At 64.7% G+C, this 18,481-nt stretch carries 18 protein-coding genes; 11 read left to right on the top strand and 7 right to left on the bottom strand.

Features of this window, described 5'->3' with window-relative positions; translation table 11 throughout:
• Positions 1-15: 15 nt before the first annotated feature.
• From murJ to QQL24_RS30185, 4 genes are all read left to right on the top strand, one after another.
• Positions 16-1,560 carry a murein biosynthesis integral membrane protein MurJ gene (murJ, locus tag QQL24_RS30200; protein WP_284316014.1) on the top strand — a complete coding sequence of 515 codons (1,545 nt, stop codon included), beginning with the start codon at positions 16-18 and terminating at the stop codon, positions 1,558-1,560.
• 95 nt (positions 1,561-1,655) lie between these two features.
• On the top strand, positions 1,656-2,222 hold the full coding sequence (locus QQL24_RS30195) for an isochorismatase family protein (protein ID WP_284316013.1): 567 nt from the start codon (positions 1,656-1,658) through the stop codon (positions 2,220-2,222).
• Between the two features lie 2 nt (positions 2,223-2,224).
• Positions 2,225-3,226 (top strand): GlxA family transcriptional regulator, encoded by a 1,002-nt coding sequence (locus QQL24_RS30190; protein ID WP_284316012.1) that lies wholly within the window; start codon positions 2,225-2,227, stop codon positions 3,224-3,226.
• Between the two features lie 99 nt (positions 3,227-3,325).
• Positions 3,326-3,865: a hypothetical protein gene (locus QQL24_RS30185; RefSeq protein ID WP_284316011.1), complete on the top strand. Its 540-nt coding sequence runs from the start codon at positions 3,326-3,328 to the stop codon at positions 3,863-3,865.
• Between the two features lie 117 nt (positions 3,866-3,982).
• Here QQL24_RS30185 and truA read toward each other — a convergent pair whose 3' ends face one another.
• From truA to QQL24_RS30170, 3 genes are all read right to left on the bottom strand, one after another.
• On the bottom strand, positions 3,983-4,726 hold the full coding sequence (truA, locus tag QQL24_RS30180; protein ID WP_284316010.1) for a tRNA pseudouridine(38-40) synthase TruA: 744 nt from the start codon (positions 4,724-4,726) through the stop codon (positions 3,983-3,985).
• A gap of 246 nt (positions 4,727-4,972) precedes the next feature.
• A complete protein-coding gene (locus QQL24_RS30175; protein ID WP_284316009.1) occupies positions 4,973-6,064 on the bottom strand; it encodes an ABC transporter ATP-binding protein in 1,092 nt (363 codons plus the stop codon).
• 145 nt (positions 6,065-6,209) lie between these two features.
• The gene (locus QQL24_RS30170) at positions 6,210-7,136 is read right to left on the bottom strand and encodes an ROK family protein (RefSeq protein WP_284316008.1); all 927 of its coding nucleotides are present in this window, start codon (positions 7,134-7,136) and stop codon (positions 6,210-6,212) included.
• A gap of 143 nt (positions 7,137-7,279) precedes the next feature.
• Between QQL24_RS30170 and QQL24_RS30165 the strand changes: the two genes are divergently transcribed.
• From QQL24_RS30165 to QQL24_RS30145, 5 genes are all read left to right on the top strand, one after another.
• Positions 7,280-8,569, top strand: a complete 1,290-nt coding sequence (locus tag QQL24_RS30165) for an ROK family transcriptional regulator (RefSeq protein WP_284316007.1) — start codon at positions 7,280-7,282, stop codon at positions 8,567-8,569.
• A 136-nt stretch (positions 8,570-8,705) separates the two neighbouring features.
• A complete protein-coding gene (locus tag QQL24_RS30160; RefSeq protein WP_284316006.1) occupies positions 8,706-9,953 on the top strand; it encodes an extracellular solute-binding protein in 1,248 nt (415 codons plus the stop codon).
• A 1-nt stretch (position 9,954) separates the two neighbouring features.
• On the top strand, positions 9,955-10,836 hold the full coding sequence (locus tag QQL24_RS30155) for a carbohydrate ABC transporter permease (RefSeq protein WP_284316005.1): 882 nt from the start codon (positions 9,955-9,957) through the stop codon (positions 10,834-10,836).
• Positions 10,837-11,682, top strand: coding sequence for a carbohydrate ABC transporter permease (locus QQL24_RS30150; protein ID WP_284316004.1), 846 nt, complete (start codon positions 10,837-10,839; stop codon positions 11,680-11,682).
• An 83-nt stretch (positions 11,683-11,765) separates the two neighbouring features.
• Positions 11,766-12,806 carry an SIS domain-containing protein gene (locus tag QQL24_RS30145; protein ID WP_284316003.1) on the top strand — a complete coding sequence of 347 codons (1,041 nt, stop codon included), beginning with the start codon at positions 11,766-11,768 and terminating at the stop codon, positions 12,804-12,806.
• 113 nt (positions 12,807-12,919) lie between these two features.
• On the opposite strand, the gene fmt is transcribed toward QQL24_RS30145, so the two are convergent.
• The 4 genes from fmt to nth all read right to left on the bottom strand — a co-directional run bounded on the left by fmt (position 12,920) and on the right by nth (position 16,778).
• Entirely contained in the window at positions 12,920-13,843 is a 924-nt protein-coding gene (gene fmt, locus QQL24_RS30140; RefSeq protein ID WP_284316002.1) for a methionyl-tRNA formyltransferase, read from the bottom strand.
• A gap of 4 nt (positions 13,844-13,847) precedes the next feature.
• Positions 13,848-14,417 (bottom strand): peptide deformylase, encoded by a 570-nt coding sequence (def, locus tag QQL24_RS30135; protein ID WP_284316001.1) that lies wholly within the window; start codon positions 14,415-14,417, stop codon positions 13,848-13,850.
• 81 nt (positions 14,418-14,498) lie between these two features.
• Positions 14,499-15,716, bottom strand: coding sequence for an MFS transporter (locus QQL24_RS30130; protein WP_284316000.1), 1,218 nt, complete (start codon positions 15,714-15,716; stop codon positions 14,499-14,501).
• A gap of 312 nt (positions 15,717-16,028) precedes the next feature.
• On the bottom strand, positions 16,029-16,778 hold the full coding sequence (gene nth / locus QQL24_RS30125; protein ID WP_284315999.1) for an endonuclease III: 750 nt from the start codon (positions 16,776-16,778) through the stop codon (positions 16,029-16,031).
• On the opposite strand from nth, the gene QQL24_RS30120 reads away from it, so the two are divergent.
• Together QQL24_RS30120 and QQL24_RS30115 are read left to right on the top strand one after the other, a co-directional pair.
• Positions 16,777-17,295 (top strand): DUF2244 domain-containing protein, encoded by a 519-nt coding sequence (locus QQL24_RS30120; RefSeq protein WP_284315998.1) that lies wholly within the window; start codon positions 16,777-16,779, stop codon positions 17,293-17,295. The two genes, nth and QQL24_RS30120, sit on opposite strands and share 2 nt — an antisense overlap.
• Positions 17,296-17,534: 239 nt before the next feature.
• Positions 17,535-18,437, top strand: coding sequence for a methylated-DNA--[protein]-cysteine S-methyltransferase (locus QQL24_RS30115; protein ID WP_284315997.1), 903 nt, complete (start codon positions 17,535-17,537; stop codon positions 18,435-18,437).
• The last annotated feature ends 44 nt before the right edge of the window (positions 18,438-18,481 follow it).

Below are 18,481 nucleotides of genomic sequence, written 5' to 3'. Positions count from 1 at the left end.
AGGCGTGGCCCTTTAATGGCTTTTTTGCGCAATGCCGCGTCTGTCGGCTTCGCGACATTGTTCTCGCGCATCCTCGGTTTTGTCAGGGACACCATGGTGGCGGCCGCGCTCGGCGCCGGGCCGGCGGCTGACGCCTTCGTCGTCGCCTTCCGCCTGCCGAGCCTGATGCGCCGCCTGTTCGCGGAAGGCGCCGTCAACACCGCCTTCGTGCCGCTGCATACGGAGGCCGAGAAGCGGGGCGAGGGCCAGGCCTTTTCCGACCAGGTGTTCACGCAGGTCGCGCTGATCTTCTTCATCGTTTCGGCTCTGGCGCTGCTGGCGATGCCGCTGCTCATCCGCGTGATCGCACCGGGTTTCACCGAGAGCGGCGGGCGGGTGGACCTCGCCGTCTCGCTCTCGCGCATCACCTTCACCTACTGCCTGACCACGGCGCTGATGGTGGTGGCCTCCGCCATGCTCAATGTGAACGGCCGCTTCACGGCTTCGGCCTATGCGCCGGCACTGGTCAATGTCGTCACCATTGCCGGTCTCCTGGCCGCGCCGCTGATGGGTTGGCGGGACGAGGAGACCCTCGCCCGTATGCTGGCCTGGACGATCTTTTTCGGCGGTATTGCCCAGGGCGCCCTCGTATTCTCAGTGCTGTGGCAGTCGGGCCTGTCGCTGCGCCTGGTGCGGCCGCGCTGGAACGGCGCGGTACGCCGCTTCTTCCTGCTGGCGCTGCCCGGCGTGGTGGCGGCCGGCGTCACCCAGGTCAACGCCTTCGTCGGCCTGGTCGTGGCCTCGCCCGACCCCGGCGCGGTGACCTGGCTCTATTACGCCGACCGCGTCTATCAGCTTCCGCTCGGCATCGTGGCAGTGGCGCTCGGCAATGCCCTGCTGCCGGAACTCGCGAGAGCCAGCGCGCAAGGCAATATCGAGGCCGAGCGCACGGTGTTCAGCCGCGCCGCCGAGTTCGCCGCCTTCCTCAGCCTGCCCGCGGGTCTTGCACTGATGGTGCTCGCCGGGCCGATCGTCTCCGTCCTGTTCGAGCGCGGCGCCTTCAACGCCACAGACGGCGCTGCGACGGCTCTCGCCTTGGCCGGTTTCGCCGCCGGCCTGCCCGCCTTTGCCGGCGCCAAGGTGCTGCAGCCTTTGTTCTTCGCCCGCACGCAGATGCGCTTGCCCTTCATCGTCGCCCTGATCGGCATGGCCGCCGACGTGGCGCTCTCGGTCACCCTCTTTCCGCTCTGGCGCCAGACCGGTATCGCCGCCGCCGCCGCGGCCTCCGGCTGGATCAACCTGATCCTGCTCGCCCTTGCGGCCTGGCGGAGCGGGCTGCTGCATGTTGACGCCATGGCGTTGCGGCGATTGCCGAGGCTGGTTCTCGCGGCGGTGCTCATGACGGTCGCGCTTTGGGTCTTGAGAGACTGGGTCGAGCCCTGGATGGGCGCCGGTAAGTCGAGCTTGCTTCGCATTGGGCTCTTGGGAGCCCTCTGTGGGGCTGGGTTTGGACTTTACTGTGGGCTCGCCTGGATATTGGGAGCGACTGAAAACCCACTTCGCCAACTGCGCGGCACGTAATGGCGTAATCTGTCCGCTCTTTGTCCCGTGGCTGTCTTTCGCACTTGATCTGCAGCGCTAAAATGCTTCCATCATCCCAACCATGGAGGCATCAAATGTCCGCATCCGATACCGCGCTTCTCGTCATCGACGTCCAGGAATCCTTCCGCCAGTTGCCGGTCTGGCGTGAGGAGGACCTGCCCGCCTTCGCTCGCGAGCAGCAGGCGTTGATCGACGGCGCCAAGGCGCAGGGCATCCCGGTGGTGCAGATCTTCCATGTCGACGGCGATGCCGCTTTCTCCGAGGACTCCGGCTTTGTCCGCACGATCGCGGCGATCTCGATCGCGCCTGATGTGGTCTTCCACAAGCACCGGCACAGCGCGCTGGTCGGCAGCGGCCTCGATGTCTGGCTCACCAGCCATGGCATCCGCCGCCTGATCGTTTCCGGCATCCGTACCGAGCAATGCTGCGAGACCACCACGCGCCATGCCTCCGATGTCGGCTATGAGGTCGATTTCGTCAGTGCGGCGACGCTGACCCATGAGATCGTCGATGCAGCCGGCCGGCGCTGGAGCCCGGCGGAACTCAAGGCCCGCACCGAGGCCGTGCTCTCAGGCCGGTTCGCGCGCATCGCCACGGTGGCCGAGGCGCTTGCCGGCCGCCCCGAGCGCAAGGCCGCCTGAACATGACGGACGCGCGGCAGGTCATTCCCGTGTTCATGGTGCTGCCGCCGCGCACCTTGGTGCTCGACGTCGCCGGGCCGATGGAGGTGCTCCGGCTCGCCAACCGCGAGCAGGACCATCTTCGCTTCGACATCCGCTATGTCAGCCCGACACCGCGCGTGGCGAGTTCGATCGGCCTCGACCTCACGGGCCTCGAGCCTCTGCCGCAGACCCTGCCGACCGAGGCGCTCGTGGTTATTTCCGGCAGCACGACCGAGCCGCTGCGCGCCGGCGATAAGGATGCCGTCGCCGATGCACGCAACGAAGCGCTGATCTGCGACTGGCTGGCGCGGACAGTGACGCCCACGGTCCAACTCGTCTCGATCTGTGCCGGCGCGCTGCTGGCCGCTCGCGCCGGCCTGCTCGACGGGCATGAGTGCACCACGCATTTTTCCTATGTCGAGCTCATGCGAAGCCTCGCACCGAAGGCGCGTGTGCTGGAAAACCGCCTCTTCGTCGAGAGCGGCCAGCGGCTTTCCAGTGCCGGGGTGACGGCGGGCGTCGATCTGATGCTGCATCTGGTGGCGCGGAAGACGAGCCCGGCCTGCGCCGTCGCCATCGCTCGCCAGCTTGTGGTCTATCTCCGGCGCGGAGGCGCGGATCCGCAGCTCTCGCCCTGGCTCGAAGGGCGCAACCACATCCATCCGGCGGTGCATCGGGCCCAGGACGCCGTGGTGGCTGATCCCAGGCGAGCCTGGACGCTGGAAGACCTCGCCGATATCGCCGCCGCCAGCCCCCGTCATCTGTCTCGCTTGTTCAACGAGCACGCGTCGATGAGCATCACCGATTACGTCAACCGCGCCCGTATCACGCTGGCCGGCGACATCATGGCGGGCTCGCGCCTCGACATGGAAAGCGTTGCCGAACGCGCCGGCTTCTCCTCCGCCCGCCAGTTTCGCCGCGCCTGGCGCCGACTGCACGACACCCCGCCAAGCCGGATGCGCGAGGCTGGGAACGCGATGTGAGGCTCCCGTGCTTCACGTCGGCGTCACGACTGCAGGGCTTCAAGTATTGGACGGACATTCATATTGGCGACACGGCTTTCGCGCGTGGGAGGGGCAATTATGAGTACGTTGGTCTATGCACAGCTGACGAACGTCCGAGAAAATGCTCCCCCCGGTGAAAGTACAACCACTTCGAACCCTGGTTTGGGAACATATGTCGATGCACTCGCGGCGCTGGTGCCATCGGAAGTTCTCAGCTTGCATGCCCTCATCATAGCAACGCTGACCGATACGACGAATACCGTGGTGCCCGCGGACGTCCCGACGCTCAGGGCGGCTTTTTGGGGGCTGATTGCTCTATCCGTCATCCTTTACGCGATACCGCGCCTACTTGGAGGAAGCTGGGATCGCTATGACTGGATCCGCACGCTCATCGCACCGGCTGCGTTCTTTGCATGGACGATGCTTCAGCGGGCAACGGCCTTCGATGCCGCCTTTCCGGGCATGACCGGAGGAGCGCGCACCGTCGCAGCGCTGTTTCTGGCCGTCATCCTTGGCCTGATCACGACCAGTCTCTCCACCCTCGCCGACAGGAAGCACCCCCCTGCGACGCCGGCGCTACCGAAGGGCCCGGACCCTGGGCAGCAAGTGACCCATTGAAGCGTTTTGCGATTTGACGGCATCGGCAAGAATCGCAAAGACGCGTCGAAACAAAGAGTTGGAGCAAAGCAGCGTTGGCGCTTAAACGCGCTTTACTCTAGGGTCAAAAACCCTTCGTCAGTAGGCCACATCAGTCAGATAGAGCCCGTGCGGTGGCGCGAGCGCCGCGCAGCGGGTGCGGTCGCGAGCTTCGAGCACGGCGACAAGATCGGCCCGGCTCCAGTCGCCGGCGCCGACGCGGCGGAGCGAACCCACCATCGAGCGCACCTGATTGTGCAGGAAGGAGCGCGCTGCGGCGACGACGTGGATCTCCTCGCCCACCCGCATGACGTCGAGCCGGTCGAGCGTCTTCATCGCGCTCTGGGCCTGGCAGTCGGCCGAACGGAAGGTGGTGAAGTCATGGTGGCCGATCAGGCCCTGCGCGGCATGGTGCATCGCCTCGGCGTCGAGGGATTTGCGGATATGCCAGGCGCGATGGCGTTCCAAAGCGAGAGGTGGCCGGCGGTCGATCAGGCGGTAGAGGTAGCGCCGGCCCTTGGCGGAGAAGCGCGCGTCGAACGCATCCGGCATCTTTTCGACGCCGAGAATGGTGACGTAGTCGTCCTGCAAAGTGAGATGGGCGTTGAGGGCGTCGCGCACCCGGTCGGTGCGCCAATCCTTGGCCAGCATCACCGAGGCGACCTGGCCGGTGGCATGCACGCCGGCGTCCGTGCGCCCGGCGCCCTGGATGCGCAGCGTCTCGCCCGAAAAGGCAAGGATCGCCTCCTCGATCGCCTGCTGCACCGAGCGGCCATTGGCCTGGTGCTGCCAGCCGACATAGGGCGTGCCGTCATATTCGATCAGGATCTTGTAGCGCGGCATTCGGTGACTTCGCGAAGTGGAGGCGAGCCTCTACTCCATGCCACGCGCGATGTCACGCTGGGAGCGCGGACATCTCAGCGACATGCAAGCATGTCGCGATGTCCGCTCTTGATACGATACCGACTTAGAATGGGGAGCAGCCTTGGTTGAAGCGTGCGACTGTCTTGGGGCGGGCCTTGAATACGCGCTCCGCCACCGCTTGTGTTCGTTTCGTTTCAAGAGCGGACAAGATGTCCGCGCTCCCAGTTACAGCACCTTCCCGCTCTCGGGATCGAGCAGGTGCATATGCGCCATGCTGGCCGACAGCGTGGCGACCTCGCCCGGATTGGGCGCGGCGGCCGGGTCGATGCGGGCTGTTGCCTCGGTTCCGGCGACATTGCCGTGCAGCAGCGTTTCCATGCCCATCGGCTCCACCACCACCACCTGCATCTTCACATCCGCCGCATCGGCACGGCCGCGATGCTCGGTGAGATGCTCGGGTCTGAGGCCGAGTTCCAGCTGGCGGCCGGCATGGGCGGCGTAGCGGGCCTGGCGCTCGGCCGGGACGGGCAGGCGCGTGCCGTCGGTGAGCACGACGGCGAGGCCTGGGCCGCTGGTCTCAAGCGTGCAGGGAATGAAGTTCATGCCGGGACTGCCGATGAAGCCGGCTACGAATTTGCTGGTGGGCTCATGATAGAGCAGCTGCGGCGGGCCGACCTGCTCGATACGGCCCTTGTTCATCACCACCACCCGGTCGGCCAGGGTCATCGCCTCGACCTGGTCATGGGTGACATAGATGGTGGTGGTGCGCACCATCTGGTGCAGCTTCTTGATCTCGGCCCGCATCTTCACACGCAGCTTGGCGTCGAGATTGGAGAGCGGTTCGTCGAACAGGAAGACCTTGGGTTCGCGCACCATGGCCCGCCCCATGGCGACGCGTTGACGCTGGCCGCCGGAGAGAGCTTGCGGGCGGCGTTCCAGCAGGGCGTTGAGGTCCAGCATGTCCGCGGCTATGGCGACACGCTTCTTGACCTCCGTTTCGTCCATCTTCCTGAGGCGCAGGCCATAGGCCATGTTTTCGGCTACGGTCATGTGCGGATAGAGGGCGTAGTTCTGGAACACCATGGCGATGTCGCGCTCGCGCGGCGGCACATCGTTGACGACCCGCTCTCCGATATGGATCTCCCCGCCCGTCAACCGCTCCAGCCCAGCCACCATGCGCAGGGTGGTCGACTTGCCGCAGCCGGAGGGGCCGACCAGCACCACGAATTCGCCGTCGTCGATATCGAGGTCGATGCCGTGCACGACGTGGACGTTCTGGTAGCTTTTCTCCACCTTCTGAAGCGAGACATTGGCCATGGCGTTTCCTGATTTTGTTCTTGGATAGAGTTTCGTGCGATGCTTGGAGCGTTTTACTTTCAGATGGAATCACCAGGAATCGCAAAATGCTTTTGATGCCGGCGGGTTAAGCTCTGGATCGGCTTTCATCTGAACGCGCTTTGCTCTAGGCGGCTACGGGAACGGCGTCGAGCGCCAGCGTACCGGCGCCGATCAGCCCGGCATTGTTGCCATGTTCGGCAGTGACGATCGCCGGTGGCCGGCCGGGCTTGAGCAGCACGAAGTCACGCACATGCCTGGCGATGCGGTCGGTGAGGAAGCTGCCGGCTGCCGACAGGCCACCCCCGATGATCGCCGCCTCGAGGTTCAGCATGTTCGACATGATGCCGATGGCCTGAGCGAGCCAACGCGTCACCTCGTCGACCGCCTGCAGCGCCATGGCCTCGCCGGAACGGGCGCGGTCCACCACGATCTCGGCATTGGCAGCGGGATTGTGGGGCTGGAGCTGGCGATAGCGGTTCACCAGGGCCCGGGCGCTGGCAAGATTCTCCAGCATGCCGGGTACGGGATCGGCGATATCGGTCCTGGCCGGATCCATCGACATGCAGCCGAGCTGCGGCGGCAGGCCGTTGGGGCCGTCGATCACCTTGCGGTCGATCACCACCGAGCCGCCGATGCCGGTGCCGAGCGTGAACAGCACGAAGCGGTTGAGGCCGCGGCCCGCACCATGGCGCATCTCGCCATAGGTGGCGCAGATGGCGTCGTTGCGCACGATGGCCGGCACGCCGAAGCGCTGGCTGAAGGGGCCGAGCAGCGAGGCTTCGACAAGGGAGGGGATGGCCGGGCAGCGGCCGAGCAGCATGCCGGTGACGGGGTCGGGCGTGCCAGGCACGCCGATGCCGATGGCTGAGAAGGCGGGAAGCTGAGGCTTGAGGTCCTCGACGGCAGCGGCGATCGTCGAGACGAAATCCTGGAAGGCGATCTCCTGTGTGATCGGGACGCGCTTGCGCACCAGCACCGAGCCGCGCTCGTCGACGGCACCCAGCTTTACCGAGGATCCCCCAATATCGATGCCGATTGCAATCCGTGTCATACCGCCGCCCTCAGGCGTGAGCCGTCATCGATCTGCATGCTGGGCCTCCCGCAAGAATCCCTGGCACTTTCTTTTGACAAGCGCCTATTATTGAAACAGTGTTTGAATATCCCGGATTGGTCCGGCAGTCGAGAGGAAAAAACATGGTAGGTCGGATCGACCGTGCCGGAGCCTTGCCGGGCACCAATCTCGAGCAGACCCGAGCCCTCAATCGGCGCGCCGTTTTCGACGCCGTCCGCCGCAACGGACCGGTGACGCGGGCCGAACTGGCGCGTGAGATCGGCCTCACCGTGCAAGGCATTTCCAATATTGCCGCCGAGCTCGAGGAGGCTGGACTGATCCGGCAGGAGGGCAAGCGCGTCGGTCAGCGCGGGCAGCCGGCGGTGGAGCTCTCGGTCAATCCGGAGGGCGGTTATACCGTCGGCCTCAGCCTGGCCTATCGCCGCGCCCTCGGCGTGCTGGTCGATCTCACCGGCGAGGTGGTCGCCAGCGACACGCGTGACTTCTCGGAGCGCGATCCGATGGCGATCACCCATATTCTTCACGCCCAGACCCGCAGCCTTATTGACAAGGCCGGGGTGCCGGAGGAGCAGATCTGGGGCATCGGCTGCAGCGTGCCAGGCACCGTGGTGAACGGCGCCTTCTGGTATGACAAGGTACAGGAGGCCGATGAATGGACGCGTTTCCCGCTGGCAGGCGAACTCGAAAAACTGACCGGCCATCGCGTCATCCTCGAAAACGACGCCACCGTCGCCTCGATCGGCGAGCGCCTCTACGGCATCGGCCGCGTGGCTAACAGCTTCTTTTACCTGCACTTTAACCTCGGAATCGGCGGCGGGGTGGTAACCGACGGCCACCATTATCGCGGCGCTTTCGGCGGAGCCGGCGAGATCGGACACATGATCGTCAAGCCGGGCGGCCGGCTCTGCCCATGCGGCAGCCGGGGATGCCTCGAGCAATATGTCTCGCTCTACGCCGCGGCCGAGGCGGTGTGCGGGCCGGATCGCGCGCCCGACGAAGTGCCGGCCGAAGAACTCGCGGCTTTGTGCCGTAATGGCGATCCGCGCATCTTCGCCTGGCAGCAGCAGGCGGGGCAATATCTGCGCGTGGCCATCCGCAATATCGAGGCGATGTTCGATCCCGATACCATCGTGGTCGGCGGCGGCTTGCCGCCGGAACTTCTCGATGGCCTGATCGACGCCACCACGCCGCTGCTGCCGGCCATGACCCACCGCAGTTTGAATAGCCTGCCCCGCCTGATGCCAGCCGAGCACTCCTCCGAATTGCCGGCCAGGGGTGCTGCCGCTCTGCCGATCGCCATGGCCATGCAGCCCGATATTGCCAACGCAGCCTGGTCGCGCACCAGCGGGACAGTGCCCGAAATCACCAGCCCGGCCCTCGCCATTCTCGGCGTCGTTCCGTCACGTGGCTGAACGCCGCGCATGAACGGCCCGCAATAAAATGGTTGACAAGTCCTGCCTCCTTGACTCCTTAATACAAAGCTTTTTCATTAATAAGGGGCGGGCATTCAAGCCCGCCGACAAAGAGAGGGAGATTTTGACGGTGGGAATGATTCGCAAATCAGCCTTCGCCGTGATGGGCGCGGCGCTCACGCTGGCGCTGGCGGGTGCTGCGCAAGCGCAGACGACACTCAACGCGCTGTTCCAGGCCCAGGCCGGCTATTCGGAATCCGATGTGCGGGCCATGACGGATGCCTATCTCAAGATGCATCCGGACGTGCAGATCAAGCTCGAATTCGTGCCTTACGAGTCGCTGCACGACAAGATCACCCTCGCCGCCGGTTCGGGCCAGGGCTATGACGTGGTGCTGTTCGACGTGATCTGGCCGGCGGAATTCGCCGAGAACAAGATCCTCCTCGACGTCACCGACCGCATCGACGCCAAGGAGCGCGACGCGGTCGAGACCGGCGCCTGGACCAGCACCCAGTACAAGGGCCGCGATTTCGGCATGCCCTGGTCAGCCGACAGCAAATATCTCTTTTACAACAAGGACATGCTGGCGAAGGCCGGCATCACGGAGCTACCCAAGTCCTGGGACGACGTGATGAAGGATGCCGCCATCATCAAGCAGAAGGGCATCGCCGAATATCCGATCGTCTGGAGCTGGAGCCAGAACGAGGCGGCGATCTGCGACTACGCCCTCCTGATGCAGGCCTTTGGCGGCAAGTGGACTGACGATGCCGGCAAGCCTGCCTTCCAGACGGGTGGCGGTCTCGAAGCCCTGAAGTTCATGCAAAAGAGCGTCAAGGACGGGCTGACCAACCCCAATTCCACGCAATATCTGGAAGAGGATGTCCGCGGCGTCTTCTCGAGCGGCAAGGCGGCCTTCGCGCTCAACTGGTCCTATATGTACGACCTCGCCCAGAACAGCACCAAGGACAGCCAGATCACCGGCAAGGTCGGCGTGATGGCCCCGCCCGGCGTGCCCGGCATCTCCACCATCGCCACGGTGAACGGCGCCCAGGGCCTCGGCATTCCCGCCAATACCAAGAATGCTGACGCGGCCTGGAGCTACATCCAGTACCTGACTTCGCCTGAGGTCGAGACCAAGTATTCCGGCTCCAGCCCGCCGATCTGGAAGACCTACTTCAAGGATGCGATCGCCAAGAACCCGCCGAATGTCGACCTGATCAAGGCGCAGGACGCTTCCTTCAACGCCCTCTTCAATCGTCCGAGCGTGCCGGATTACCAGCAGTTCTCCGCGCGTCTCCAGCAGGCCCTGCAGCAGGCGCTGCTCGGCCAGGCGACTCCCGAGGATGCCCTCAAGTCCGCCGCGGCTGACCTGTCGAGCAAGTAAAATGGAATTGATCCGGGAGTTTCGCGGGCGACTGCTGCTGGTCGTCCCGCTGCTGGTGGCGCTGCTGGCCGTGATCGGCTGGCCGCTCCTCAACACGGTCTGGCTCGGCTTCACCAATGCCCCGCTCGGCGGAACCACGGGTCAATTCGTCGGCCTCGACAATTACCTACGCGCTTTCCAATCGCCCGCCTTCCTGCGGGCGCTTGGAGTGACTGCTCTCTTCACCGTGGTGACGGTGTCCTGCGAGATGCTGATCGGCCTCGGCGTCGGCCTGCTTCTCAACATGGATCTCAAGGGCCGCAGGGTCTTCCGCGCCATGCTGATCATCCCCTGGGCGCTGCCCACGGTGGTGAACGCCATGGCCTGGCGCGTGATCTACAATCCCGATTTCGGCGCCTTCAACGCCGCGCTGCAACAGCTCGGCATCATCAATTCCTATCAGTCCTGGCTCGGCAACCCGTCCACCGCGTTGTTCTTCATCGGCATCGCCGATATCTGGAAGACCTTCTCGCTGGTGGCTCTGATTACCTTAGCCGGCTTGCAATCCGTGCCGCGCGAACTGCATGAGGCCGCCGAGATCGACGGCGCCCGCGCCTGGAATCGCTTCAAGACGGTGACGCTGCCGGTCATCCTGCCCCCGCTCACCATTGCGGCGGTGCTGCGCACCATCGAAGCGGTGAAGGTGTTCGACATCATCTGGGTGATGACGCGCGGCGGCCCGGCCGACAGCACCAAGTCGCTCAGCATCCTGGTCTACCAGGAAGCCTTCTCCTTTCGCCATGCCGGCTATGGCGCGGCGCTGGCGATGCTCTCCGTCGCCCTGAGTCTCGTGCTGATCGGCATCTATTCACGCGCCGTGCGCAACCAGCCGGGGGCTCGCTAAATGGAACAGTCCCGTACCGGCCGCATTGCCGCCTATGGCGCGCTCTATCTGCTCGGGCTGGTGATCCTGGCACCGATCGCCTGGATGGTGCTGATGAGCATATCGAGCCAGCGCGACCTCACCACCGTGCCGCTGCCCTGGATCCCGACGCAGCTCGACTTCTCGCGCTATGCCCGGCTGCTCACCTTCACGCATAACAGCGATGGCGAGGTCTTCCTCTTTGCCCTGCGCAACACCTGCCTCGTGGCGCTGGGCACGACGATCCTCTCCTTCGTCCTGTCGATCCCGGCGGCCTATGTCTTCTCCCGCGCGGGCAAGCGGCTCGGCTGGGCGCTCTACCTCATCGTCGCGACCTATATGCTGCCGCCGCTGATGTTCGTGGTGCCGCTCTACCGCATCCTCTCCACCTTCAGCCTGCTGAACTCGCCCTGGGCGCTGATGATCGCCGATTGCACGGTGGTGATGCCCTTCACGACCTGGCTCCTGAAGAGCGGCATGGACAACATCCCCGCCGATCTCGAGGAGGCTGCGGCGATCGACGGGGCCAAGCTCTGGCGCATCCTGATCCAGATCGTGCTGCCGCTGGCCAAGCCCGTGATCGGCACCACGCTGCTCTTTGCCGCGCTGATCGTCTGGGACGAGTTCCTCTATGCCATGCTGTTCACCTCGGACAGCCGCGCCCAGACGCTGACCGTGGTGATCGCCAACCTCGCCTCCGGCCGCGTCTCGGATTACGGCCTGCTCTCCGCCGCGGGCGTGATCGCGGCGACGCCGCCAGTGCTGGTGGGCCTCCTCCTGCAGCGCTCCATTGTCTCGGGCCTGACGGCCGGCGGCGTGAAGGGGTGAGAGGATAGAACGCGACATCGCGAAAGCCTTCTCCGCCTGGTGGAGAAGGCCTTTGCCTTTGGTTTCAACCCAATGGATTTTTCATGAGCAAAGACATGATCGTCGAGCGGATCGGCTTCCGCGATGCCGTCGCCCGCCAGCCCGAGAGCCTGGAAATCACCCGCAAGGCGGTGGCCGAGACGCTGAAGAGCCTCGACATCGGCGGTTTCGCCGGCATGACCGTGGGCTTCGCCGGTATCGGCGCCAGCTACCAGGCGGCGCTGGCGGGCGCGGCCTTCCTCCGCGCCAACGGCGTCCGTTCCTTCGCCTATTGCTCGACCGACCTCTATGAATCGTCCGACGCGGGCGCCGATGCCTTCGTGGCGCTCTCCGCCTCGGGCCAGAGCGTCGAGATCGCCGATGTGATGACGGTGCGCGCCAGCCGGCCCCGCATCGCCATCTGCCGTGGCAGCGACAATCCGCTTGCCGAGATCACCGGCCGGGTGATTGCCACCCATTCCGGCAACGACAATGGCGCCAGCTCCACGGGCTATACCAGCATGCTGCTTGCTATCGGCTTGCTCGGCGACCGCATCCTCGGCCGTGATACAGCGGACTGGGCAGGGCTGCCCGGCATGATCACCGATATGCTCGCTTCCGTTGCCGGGCCGGCCAAATCGGCAGCGGAGCTCCTGGCGAACCGCGCTGCGATCGACCTCGTCGGCGCGGGCGCTGCCTTCGCCACGGCTGGCGAGGCCGCCATCCTGATCCGCGAAGCGGTGCGCGTGCCGGCCGTCGGCTGGGACACGCTCAATTATCTGCATGGTCCGATGGAGGCGATGGACGGGCGCACGGGCCTCATCGCCTTCGGCGAGGGGCGCGAGGTGCAGATTGCCCAGGATATCGCTGGCTTCGGCTGCCCCTCGGTGCTGATCACCAGCCGCGCGGATGTCGCCCCAGCCGACAGGCTGCTGGCGATCAAGGTGCCGGGGCTCGGCAATGAGATCGCCGACGCCATCTTGCAGATCATCGCCTCTCAGGTGATCGTGGCGGAGATGCAGGATGCTGCCGGCCTGACGGATACGCGCTTCCGCTATCCGCAGAGCGGCACGAAGCTGAAGGCCTGGTCCGCCGCGACGCTGTAGCCTGGGAGCGCGGACGTCTTACTTCCCGGGTGCACGGGCATCTTGCCCGTTCTTGGAAACGATGCGCTTCACGGGAGAGGAAGAACGGGCAAGATGCCCGTGCACCCGGAAGGCTACAGCCTCGTCCCCCTCACAACCGCCGCGCCCTTCAGGAACACCTCCGCCTCCATCGGCGTCTTGCCGGCGCGCTGCACCTGGATGAGCCGCACCGCGCCGCCGCCGCAGGCGACGGTCAACTCGTCATCCAGCACCGTTCCCGCCACGCCATAGCCCTCGGCGAGCTGCGAGCGCAGCACCTTCACCCGCTGCTGGCCCTGGCCCCAATCGGCCTCGAACCAGGCGCCGGGGAAGGGCGAGAGGCCGCAGATGAGGTGATGCACCTCCTCCGCCGGGCGCGACCAGTCGATGCGCGCCTCGGCCTTCTCGATCTTCCTTGCATAGGTCACGCCCTCAGCCACCTGCGGCGTGAAGGTGAGCGTGCCGCGCGAGAGGGCGCCGAGCGCGCGGGCCATCAGATCGGCGCCGAGGGGGGCAAGGCGGTCATGCAACTCGCAGGCCGTCATGTCCGGGCCGATCTCGACGCTGTCGGCCAGCGCCACCGGGCCGGTGTCGAGCCCTTCCTCCATGCGCATCACCATCACGCCGGTCTTGGCGTCACCCGCCATGATGGCGCGCTGGATCGGCGCGGCGCCGCGCCAGCGCGGCAGCAGCGAGGCGTGCAGATTGAGGCAGCCCTCGACGGGGGCCTCCAGCGCGGCCTTGGGCAGGATCAGGCCATAGGCCACCACCACCGCGACATCGGCGTCGAGGGCACGGAAGGTCGAAAGCGTCTCCTCGTCGCGAAAGCTTTTCGGCGTGAAGACGGGAATGCCGAAGCCCTCGGCGAGCTTGTGCACGGGGGAGGGTGCCAGCGCCATGCCGCGGCCGGCGGTGGCGGGCGGGCGCGTAAAGGCAGCGACCACCTCATGCCCCTGGCTGAGGATCTCGGTCAGCACCGGCCGGGCAAAATCCGGCGTGCCCATGAAGACGACGCGCAAGCGCTCAGCTCTCGGCTGCCGAGGGCGCGGGCGCCGGGCGCTTCTCGCGCTTGAACTGCGGCAGCTCGCCGGTCTTCTGGGCCTTGGTGAACTTGCGGATCACCATGTCGCGCTTGAGCTTGGAGATGTGGTCGATGAACAATTCGCCGTTGAGATGGTCGATCTCATGCTGCAGGCAGGTGGCGAGCAACCCATCCGCCTCGATCTCGGCCTTTTTGCCCTCGCGGTCGATATAGGCGACGCGCACGCGAGCCGGGCGCTCCACCTCGGCATAGTAGTCGGGGATGGAAAGACACCCCTCCTCATAGACATTGCCGTCGTCGGAGGACCAAACGACCTCGGGGTTGAAGAAGACCTGCGGGGCCAGCGGCTCGTCTTCCTTGGCGAGATCGATGACGACGACGCGGCGCGGCACGGCGATCTGGATCGCGGCGAGGCCGATGCCCGGCGCGTCATACATCGTTTCCAGCATGTCGTCGGCAAGCGCAAGCAGCTCCGCATCGACGCGCTCGATCGGCGCGGAGACGAGGCGCAACTTGGAATCGGGCAGGATAATGATCGGTTTGATGGTCATATCAGGCAGATAAGGCCGAGCACGGCCAGCGTCAATCTGAAAGCGGAGAGAGCCGTGACGGGCCGGCTCTCCCCTGATGGCCTAGTCGGTCACCGTCATCAGTTGCCCGCGTTTTTCGGGGCTGAAGCGGATCACGATGATGATACAGACAGCGACAACGCCCGCGAACAAGGCGAGCGCATAGCTATAGGAACTGCCGGGTGCTTCGGCGATGCCCGCCTGATAGGGGCCGCCATAGGAAGCGGCGAGGTTGCCGGCTTGATAGATGAAGCCCGGCAGCGTTGCCCGCACGGCGCCGGGCGAAAGCTCGTTCAGATGGACCGGGATGACTCCCCAAGCCCCCTGCACCGCCACCTGCATGATGAAGGCACCGACTGCGAGCATCACCGGTGTCGTACTATAGGCCCAGAGCGGCAGCGAGGGCAGGGCGATCAGGCAGGCGATGGTGATCGCATTGATCCGTCCGATTTTCTCCGAAAGGGCTCCGAAAAGCAGGCCGCCGGTGATGGCACCAAGATTGGCGACGATGGTGATCAAGCTGACCATATGGGCGTCGAAATTGTGCTGCTTTTTCAGGAAGGTCGGATAGAGATCCTGGGTGCCATGGCTGAAGAAGTTGAAGAACATCATCAACACCACGGCATAGAGGGCGATGCCCCAATGTTTCTCCAAAGTCTCGATCAAACCGGGCTTCACCTTCGCCTTGGCGTCGACGAAGGCCGGCGACTCCGGCACATGCGAACGGATGAAGAGCACCAATAGCGCCGGCACGAAGCTGAGCAGAAACATGCCGCGCCAGCCCAGGGTGTAGCCGGCAAACGTCTGCTGGTAGAGCAGTCCATAGGCGACGGCGGCCAGGAGATAACCGGCCGGATAGCCACATTGCAGGATACCGGAAACGACACCGCGCGCCGATGGCGGGATCGATTCCATCGCCAGCGAGCTGCCGAGACCCCATTCGCCACCCATGGCGACGCCGAACAAAGCGCGCAGGGCGAGGAAGACGCCGAGATTGGGTGAGAAAGCCGCAAGGGCGCCGATGACCGAATAGCTCACGATGTTGAGCATGAGAATCGGCTTGCGCCCAAACTTGTCCGCCAGCATCCCGAAGAAGAAGGCGCCAATGAAACGGGTCGCCAGAGTGAAGAACAGCGCCTTGGCGACGGCCGGAACCTCCGTCCCGAACTCGGCGGCGATATCAGTCAAAAGAAAGGTCAGCAGGAAGAAATCGAAGGCGTCGAGCGTCCAACCAAGAAAGGAAGCGAGGACTGTCTTTTTTTGTTCTGACGTCAAATTCATCAATGGACTCCCTTTTTGCAATTTATTGGCTGCGCGTAAAACAGCAGTCGAGCCCTATTGAATTGAATATGCCCTCGCGCTGCAGCGTCAACCAAAGTATCAAATGCCGGGATTCGGAGAAATGCTATTCATTTTTCATGGTTGACGATCAAATCGGGTCAATGCAATCTTTAGTTGTATATTTTAATTACAGCAATCTCAGTAATGTGCGCGGCGACACTTATCGGCGGCTGTCGCCCTGGGCACAAGAAGGTGGATTTTCCCGCAAATGCAGTGGTCCCAGGAATGGCGGTCGGAGACCGCCACAACTCTCTAAACCGCCTTCTCCTCGAACAGGCAGATGTCCCGGATCAGGCAGGTCGAGCACAGCGGCTTCACCGCCTTGCAGACATAGCGCCCGTGCAGGATCAGCCAGTGATGGGCATGGCGGGCATAGGCGGCCGGCACCACCTTTTCGAGGCCGAGTTCCACGGCCAGCGGCGTCTTGCCCGGGGCGATGCCGGTGCGATTGGCGACGCGAAAGAGATGGGTGTCGACGGCGATGGTCGGCAGGCCGAAGGCGATGTTGAGCACCACATTGGCGGTCTTGCGACCGACGCCCGGCAGCGTTTCCAGCACTTCGCGCGAGGGGGGCACCTCGCCGCCATGCTCCGCGATCAGCGCCTTGGAGAGAGCGATGACGTTCTTGGCCTTGTTGCGGTAGAGCCCGATGGTCTTGATATAGCCGATCAACTTCTCCTCGCCGAGCGCCACCATCTTCCGCGGCGTGTCGGCGATGGCGAAGAGCGGGCGCGTCGCCTTGTTGACGCCGACATCGGTGGCCTGCGCCGAGAGCACCACGGCCACCAGCAGCGTATAGACGTTTGCGTATTCCAGTTCGCCCTTGGGCTCGGGCAGGGCTTCGGAAAAGCGCCGGAAGATCTCGGTGATCGAGGCTTGCGGAAGGGCCGAACGCTGCGTGCCGGCGGAGGCCGCGGCGGCATTGGCCTTCGCCTTGGTTCGCTTCGGCGATTTCACCGCGGGGGCGGTTTCCGGCGGCATTTGAGTCTGGCGGCTGCGCATGAAACGCTTATATTGGCGAATTATGGACAGCGCCAACCCGAAAATACCCTTGGAAGAGCCCGTCTTCGACGCGGTGCTCTATCCGCATCGCTCGCTCGGGCCGCGGGGGTTTCGCAACCTGCTCATCGCAGTCGCCTGTTTTTCAACCTTGCTCAGCATCCCCTTCTATCTGATGGGTGCCTGGCCGGTGATCGGCTTTTTCGGCATCGATGTCGGGCTGCTCTATGTGATGTTCAAGCTCAATTATCGCGGGGCAAAGCTCAGGGAGCATGTGTTCCTGACCCCGGCGCGGCTGCTATTCTCCCGCATCGACCTCCAGGGCCGGCGCCGCGAGTGGAATTTCAATCCGCGCTGGGTCCGCCTCGAACGCGAGCAGCATGAGGAATTCGGCACCACGCGCCTTGCCTTGGCGCAGCAGGGCCGGGAAGTCGAGATCGCCCGCTTCCTCGGCTCGCATGAAAAGGGCGAGTTCGCGGATGCCTTTACGAAGGCGCTGCATACCGCGCGGCGGGGGTGATGGTGTGCCGGTCTTCACAGCCACATCGACTTTCAGTCGATGTGGCGGGAACGGCATGGAACCGCAGCCGGGTCGGAAAGATGCCGGTCTGAAGACCGGCACACCATTTGCGCCCTATCCTGAAAACGATCCCGGGTCTCGCTGCGCTCGTCCGGGATGACGGACCATAGGTTTCGGGTGGGAACGCCGTCGCGGCAGGCCTACATTGGGCATGGAGAACGAATGCCCGGAGAAGTCCCATGTCCCCCGCCAGCCTGTCCCTGCCCGAGTCGTCGCTCGTCTCGCCGCTCGCCAATTCGCCCGAGGACTATGACCGGATCCGCAAGGCGATCGCCTATATCTCGAAGAAATGGCAGACGCAGCCCTCGCTGGAGGATATCGCCGGCCATGTCGGCCTGTCGGTCTCGCATTTCCATCATCTGTTCCGGCGCTGGGCCGGCATCACGCCCAAGGACTTCCTGGCGGCGGTGACGCTCGACCGCGCCCGCGACCTCCTGCGCGATTCCGCCTCCATCCTCGACGCCACCTATGAGCTCGGCCTTTCCGGCCCGGGGCGGCTGCACGACCTCTTCGTCACCCATGATGCGATGACGCCGGGTTCCTTCAAGACCGGGGGCGCGGGCCTGACCATCAGCTATGGCTTCCACCCCTCGCCCTTCGGCACGTCGCTGGTGATGGTGGCGCCGCTCGGCCTTGCCGGTGTCGCCTTCGCCGATCCCGGCGAGGAGCCGGCCGCGCTCGCCGATATGCGGGCGCGCTGGCCCAATGCGGAGTTCCGCGAGGATTCCATGGTCACGGCGCCCTATGCCGGCCGCATCTTTGACCCGTCGAAATGGCAGGCCGATCGGCCCCTCAACGTGGTGATGATCGGCACGGATTTCGAAGTCCGCGTCTGGCGCACGCTTCTGCGAATCCCGATGGGCAAGATGTCGACCTATTCCGACATCGCCAGCCATATCGGCAATCCTAATGCCTCGCGGGCGGTAGGGGCGGCGGTGGGCAAGAACCCACTCTCCTTCGTGGTGCCCTGCCACCGGGTGATCGGCCGCTCGGGCGCTCTGACGGGATATCATTGGGGCTTGACGAGAAAGCAGGCGATGCTGGGCTGGGAAGGGGGCAGGGTCAGGAGCGGAACGGCGTGACCGGGGAGCGCGGACATCCTGTCCGCTCTTGAAACGATTCGGTC

This window comes from Labrys miyagiensis (genome assembly GCF_030160835.1).
GTDB classification, from domain to species: Bacteria; Pseudomonadota; Alphaproteobacteria; order Rhizobiales; family Labraceae; genus Labrys; species Labrys miyagiensis.
The sequence above is the reverse complement of the archived record's forward strand: the minus strand, read 5'-3'. Positions and strand labels throughout refer to the sequence as shown.

Coding starts and splice junctions, on each gene's coding strand:
- murJ (WP_284316014.1), top strand. CDS start 16: ATGGCTTTTTTGCGCAATGCCGCGTCTGTCGGCTTCGCGACATTGTTC.
- QQL24_RS30195 (WP_284316013.1), top strand. CDS start 1,656: ATGTCCGCATCCGATACCGCGCTTCTCGTCATCGACGTCCAGGAATCC.
- QQL24_RS30190 (WP_284316012.1), top strand. CDS start 2,225: ATGACGGACGCGCGGCAGGTCATTCCCGTGTTCATGGTGCTGCCGCCG.
- QQL24_RS30185 (WP_284316011.1), top strand. CDS start 3,326: ATGAGTACGTTGGTCTATGCACAGCTGACGAACGTCCGAGAAAATGCT.
- truA (WP_284316010.1), bottom strand. CDS start 4,726: ATGCCGCGCTACAAGATCCTGATCGAATATGACGGCACGCCCTATGTC.
- QQL24_RS30175 (WP_284316009.1), bottom strand. CDS start 6,064: ATGGCCAATGTCTCGCTTCAGAAGGTGGAGAAAAGCTACCAGAACGTC.
- QQL24_RS30170 (WP_284316008.1), bottom strand. CDS start 7,136: ATGACACGGATTGCAATCGGCATCGATATTGGGGGATCCTCGGTAAAG.
- QQL24_RS30165 (WP_284316007.1), top strand. CDS start 7,280: ATGGTAGGTCGGATCGACCGTGCCGGAGCCTTGCCGGGCACCAATCTC.
- QQL24_RS30160 (WP_284316006.1), top strand. CDS start 8,706: ATGATTCGCAAATCAGCCTTCGCCGTGATGGGCGCGGCGCTCACGCTG.
- QQL24_RS30155 (WP_284316005.1), top strand. CDS start 9,955: ATGGAATTGATCCGGGAGTTTCGCGGGCGACTGCTGCTGGTCGTCCCG.
- QQL24_RS30150 (WP_284316004.1), top strand. CDS start 10,837: ATGGAACAGTCCCGTACCGGCCGCATTGCCGCCTATGGCGCGCTCTAT.
- QQL24_RS30145 (WP_284316003.1), top strand. CDS start 11,766: ATGAGCAAAGACATGATCGTCGAGCGGATCGGCTTCCGCGATGCCGTC.
- def (WP_284316001.1), bottom strand. CDS start 14,417: ATGACCATCAAACCGATCATTATCCTGCCCGATTCCAAGTTGCGCCTC.
- QQL24_RS30130 (WP_284316000.1), bottom strand. CDS start 15,716: ATGAATTTGACGTCAGAACAAAAAAAGACAGTCCTCGCTTCCTTTCTT.
- QQL24_RS30120 (WP_284315998.1), top strand. CDS start 16,777: ATGAAACGCTTATATTGGCGAATTATGGACAGCGCCAACCCGAAAATA.
- nth (WP_284315999.1), bottom strand. CDS start 16,778: ATGCGCAGCCGCCAGACTCAAATGCCGCCGGAAACCGCCCCCGCGGTG.
- QQL24_RS30115 (WP_284315997.1), top strand. CDS start 17,535: ATGTCCCCCGCCAGCCTGTCCCTGCCCGAGTCGTCGCTCGTCTCGCCG.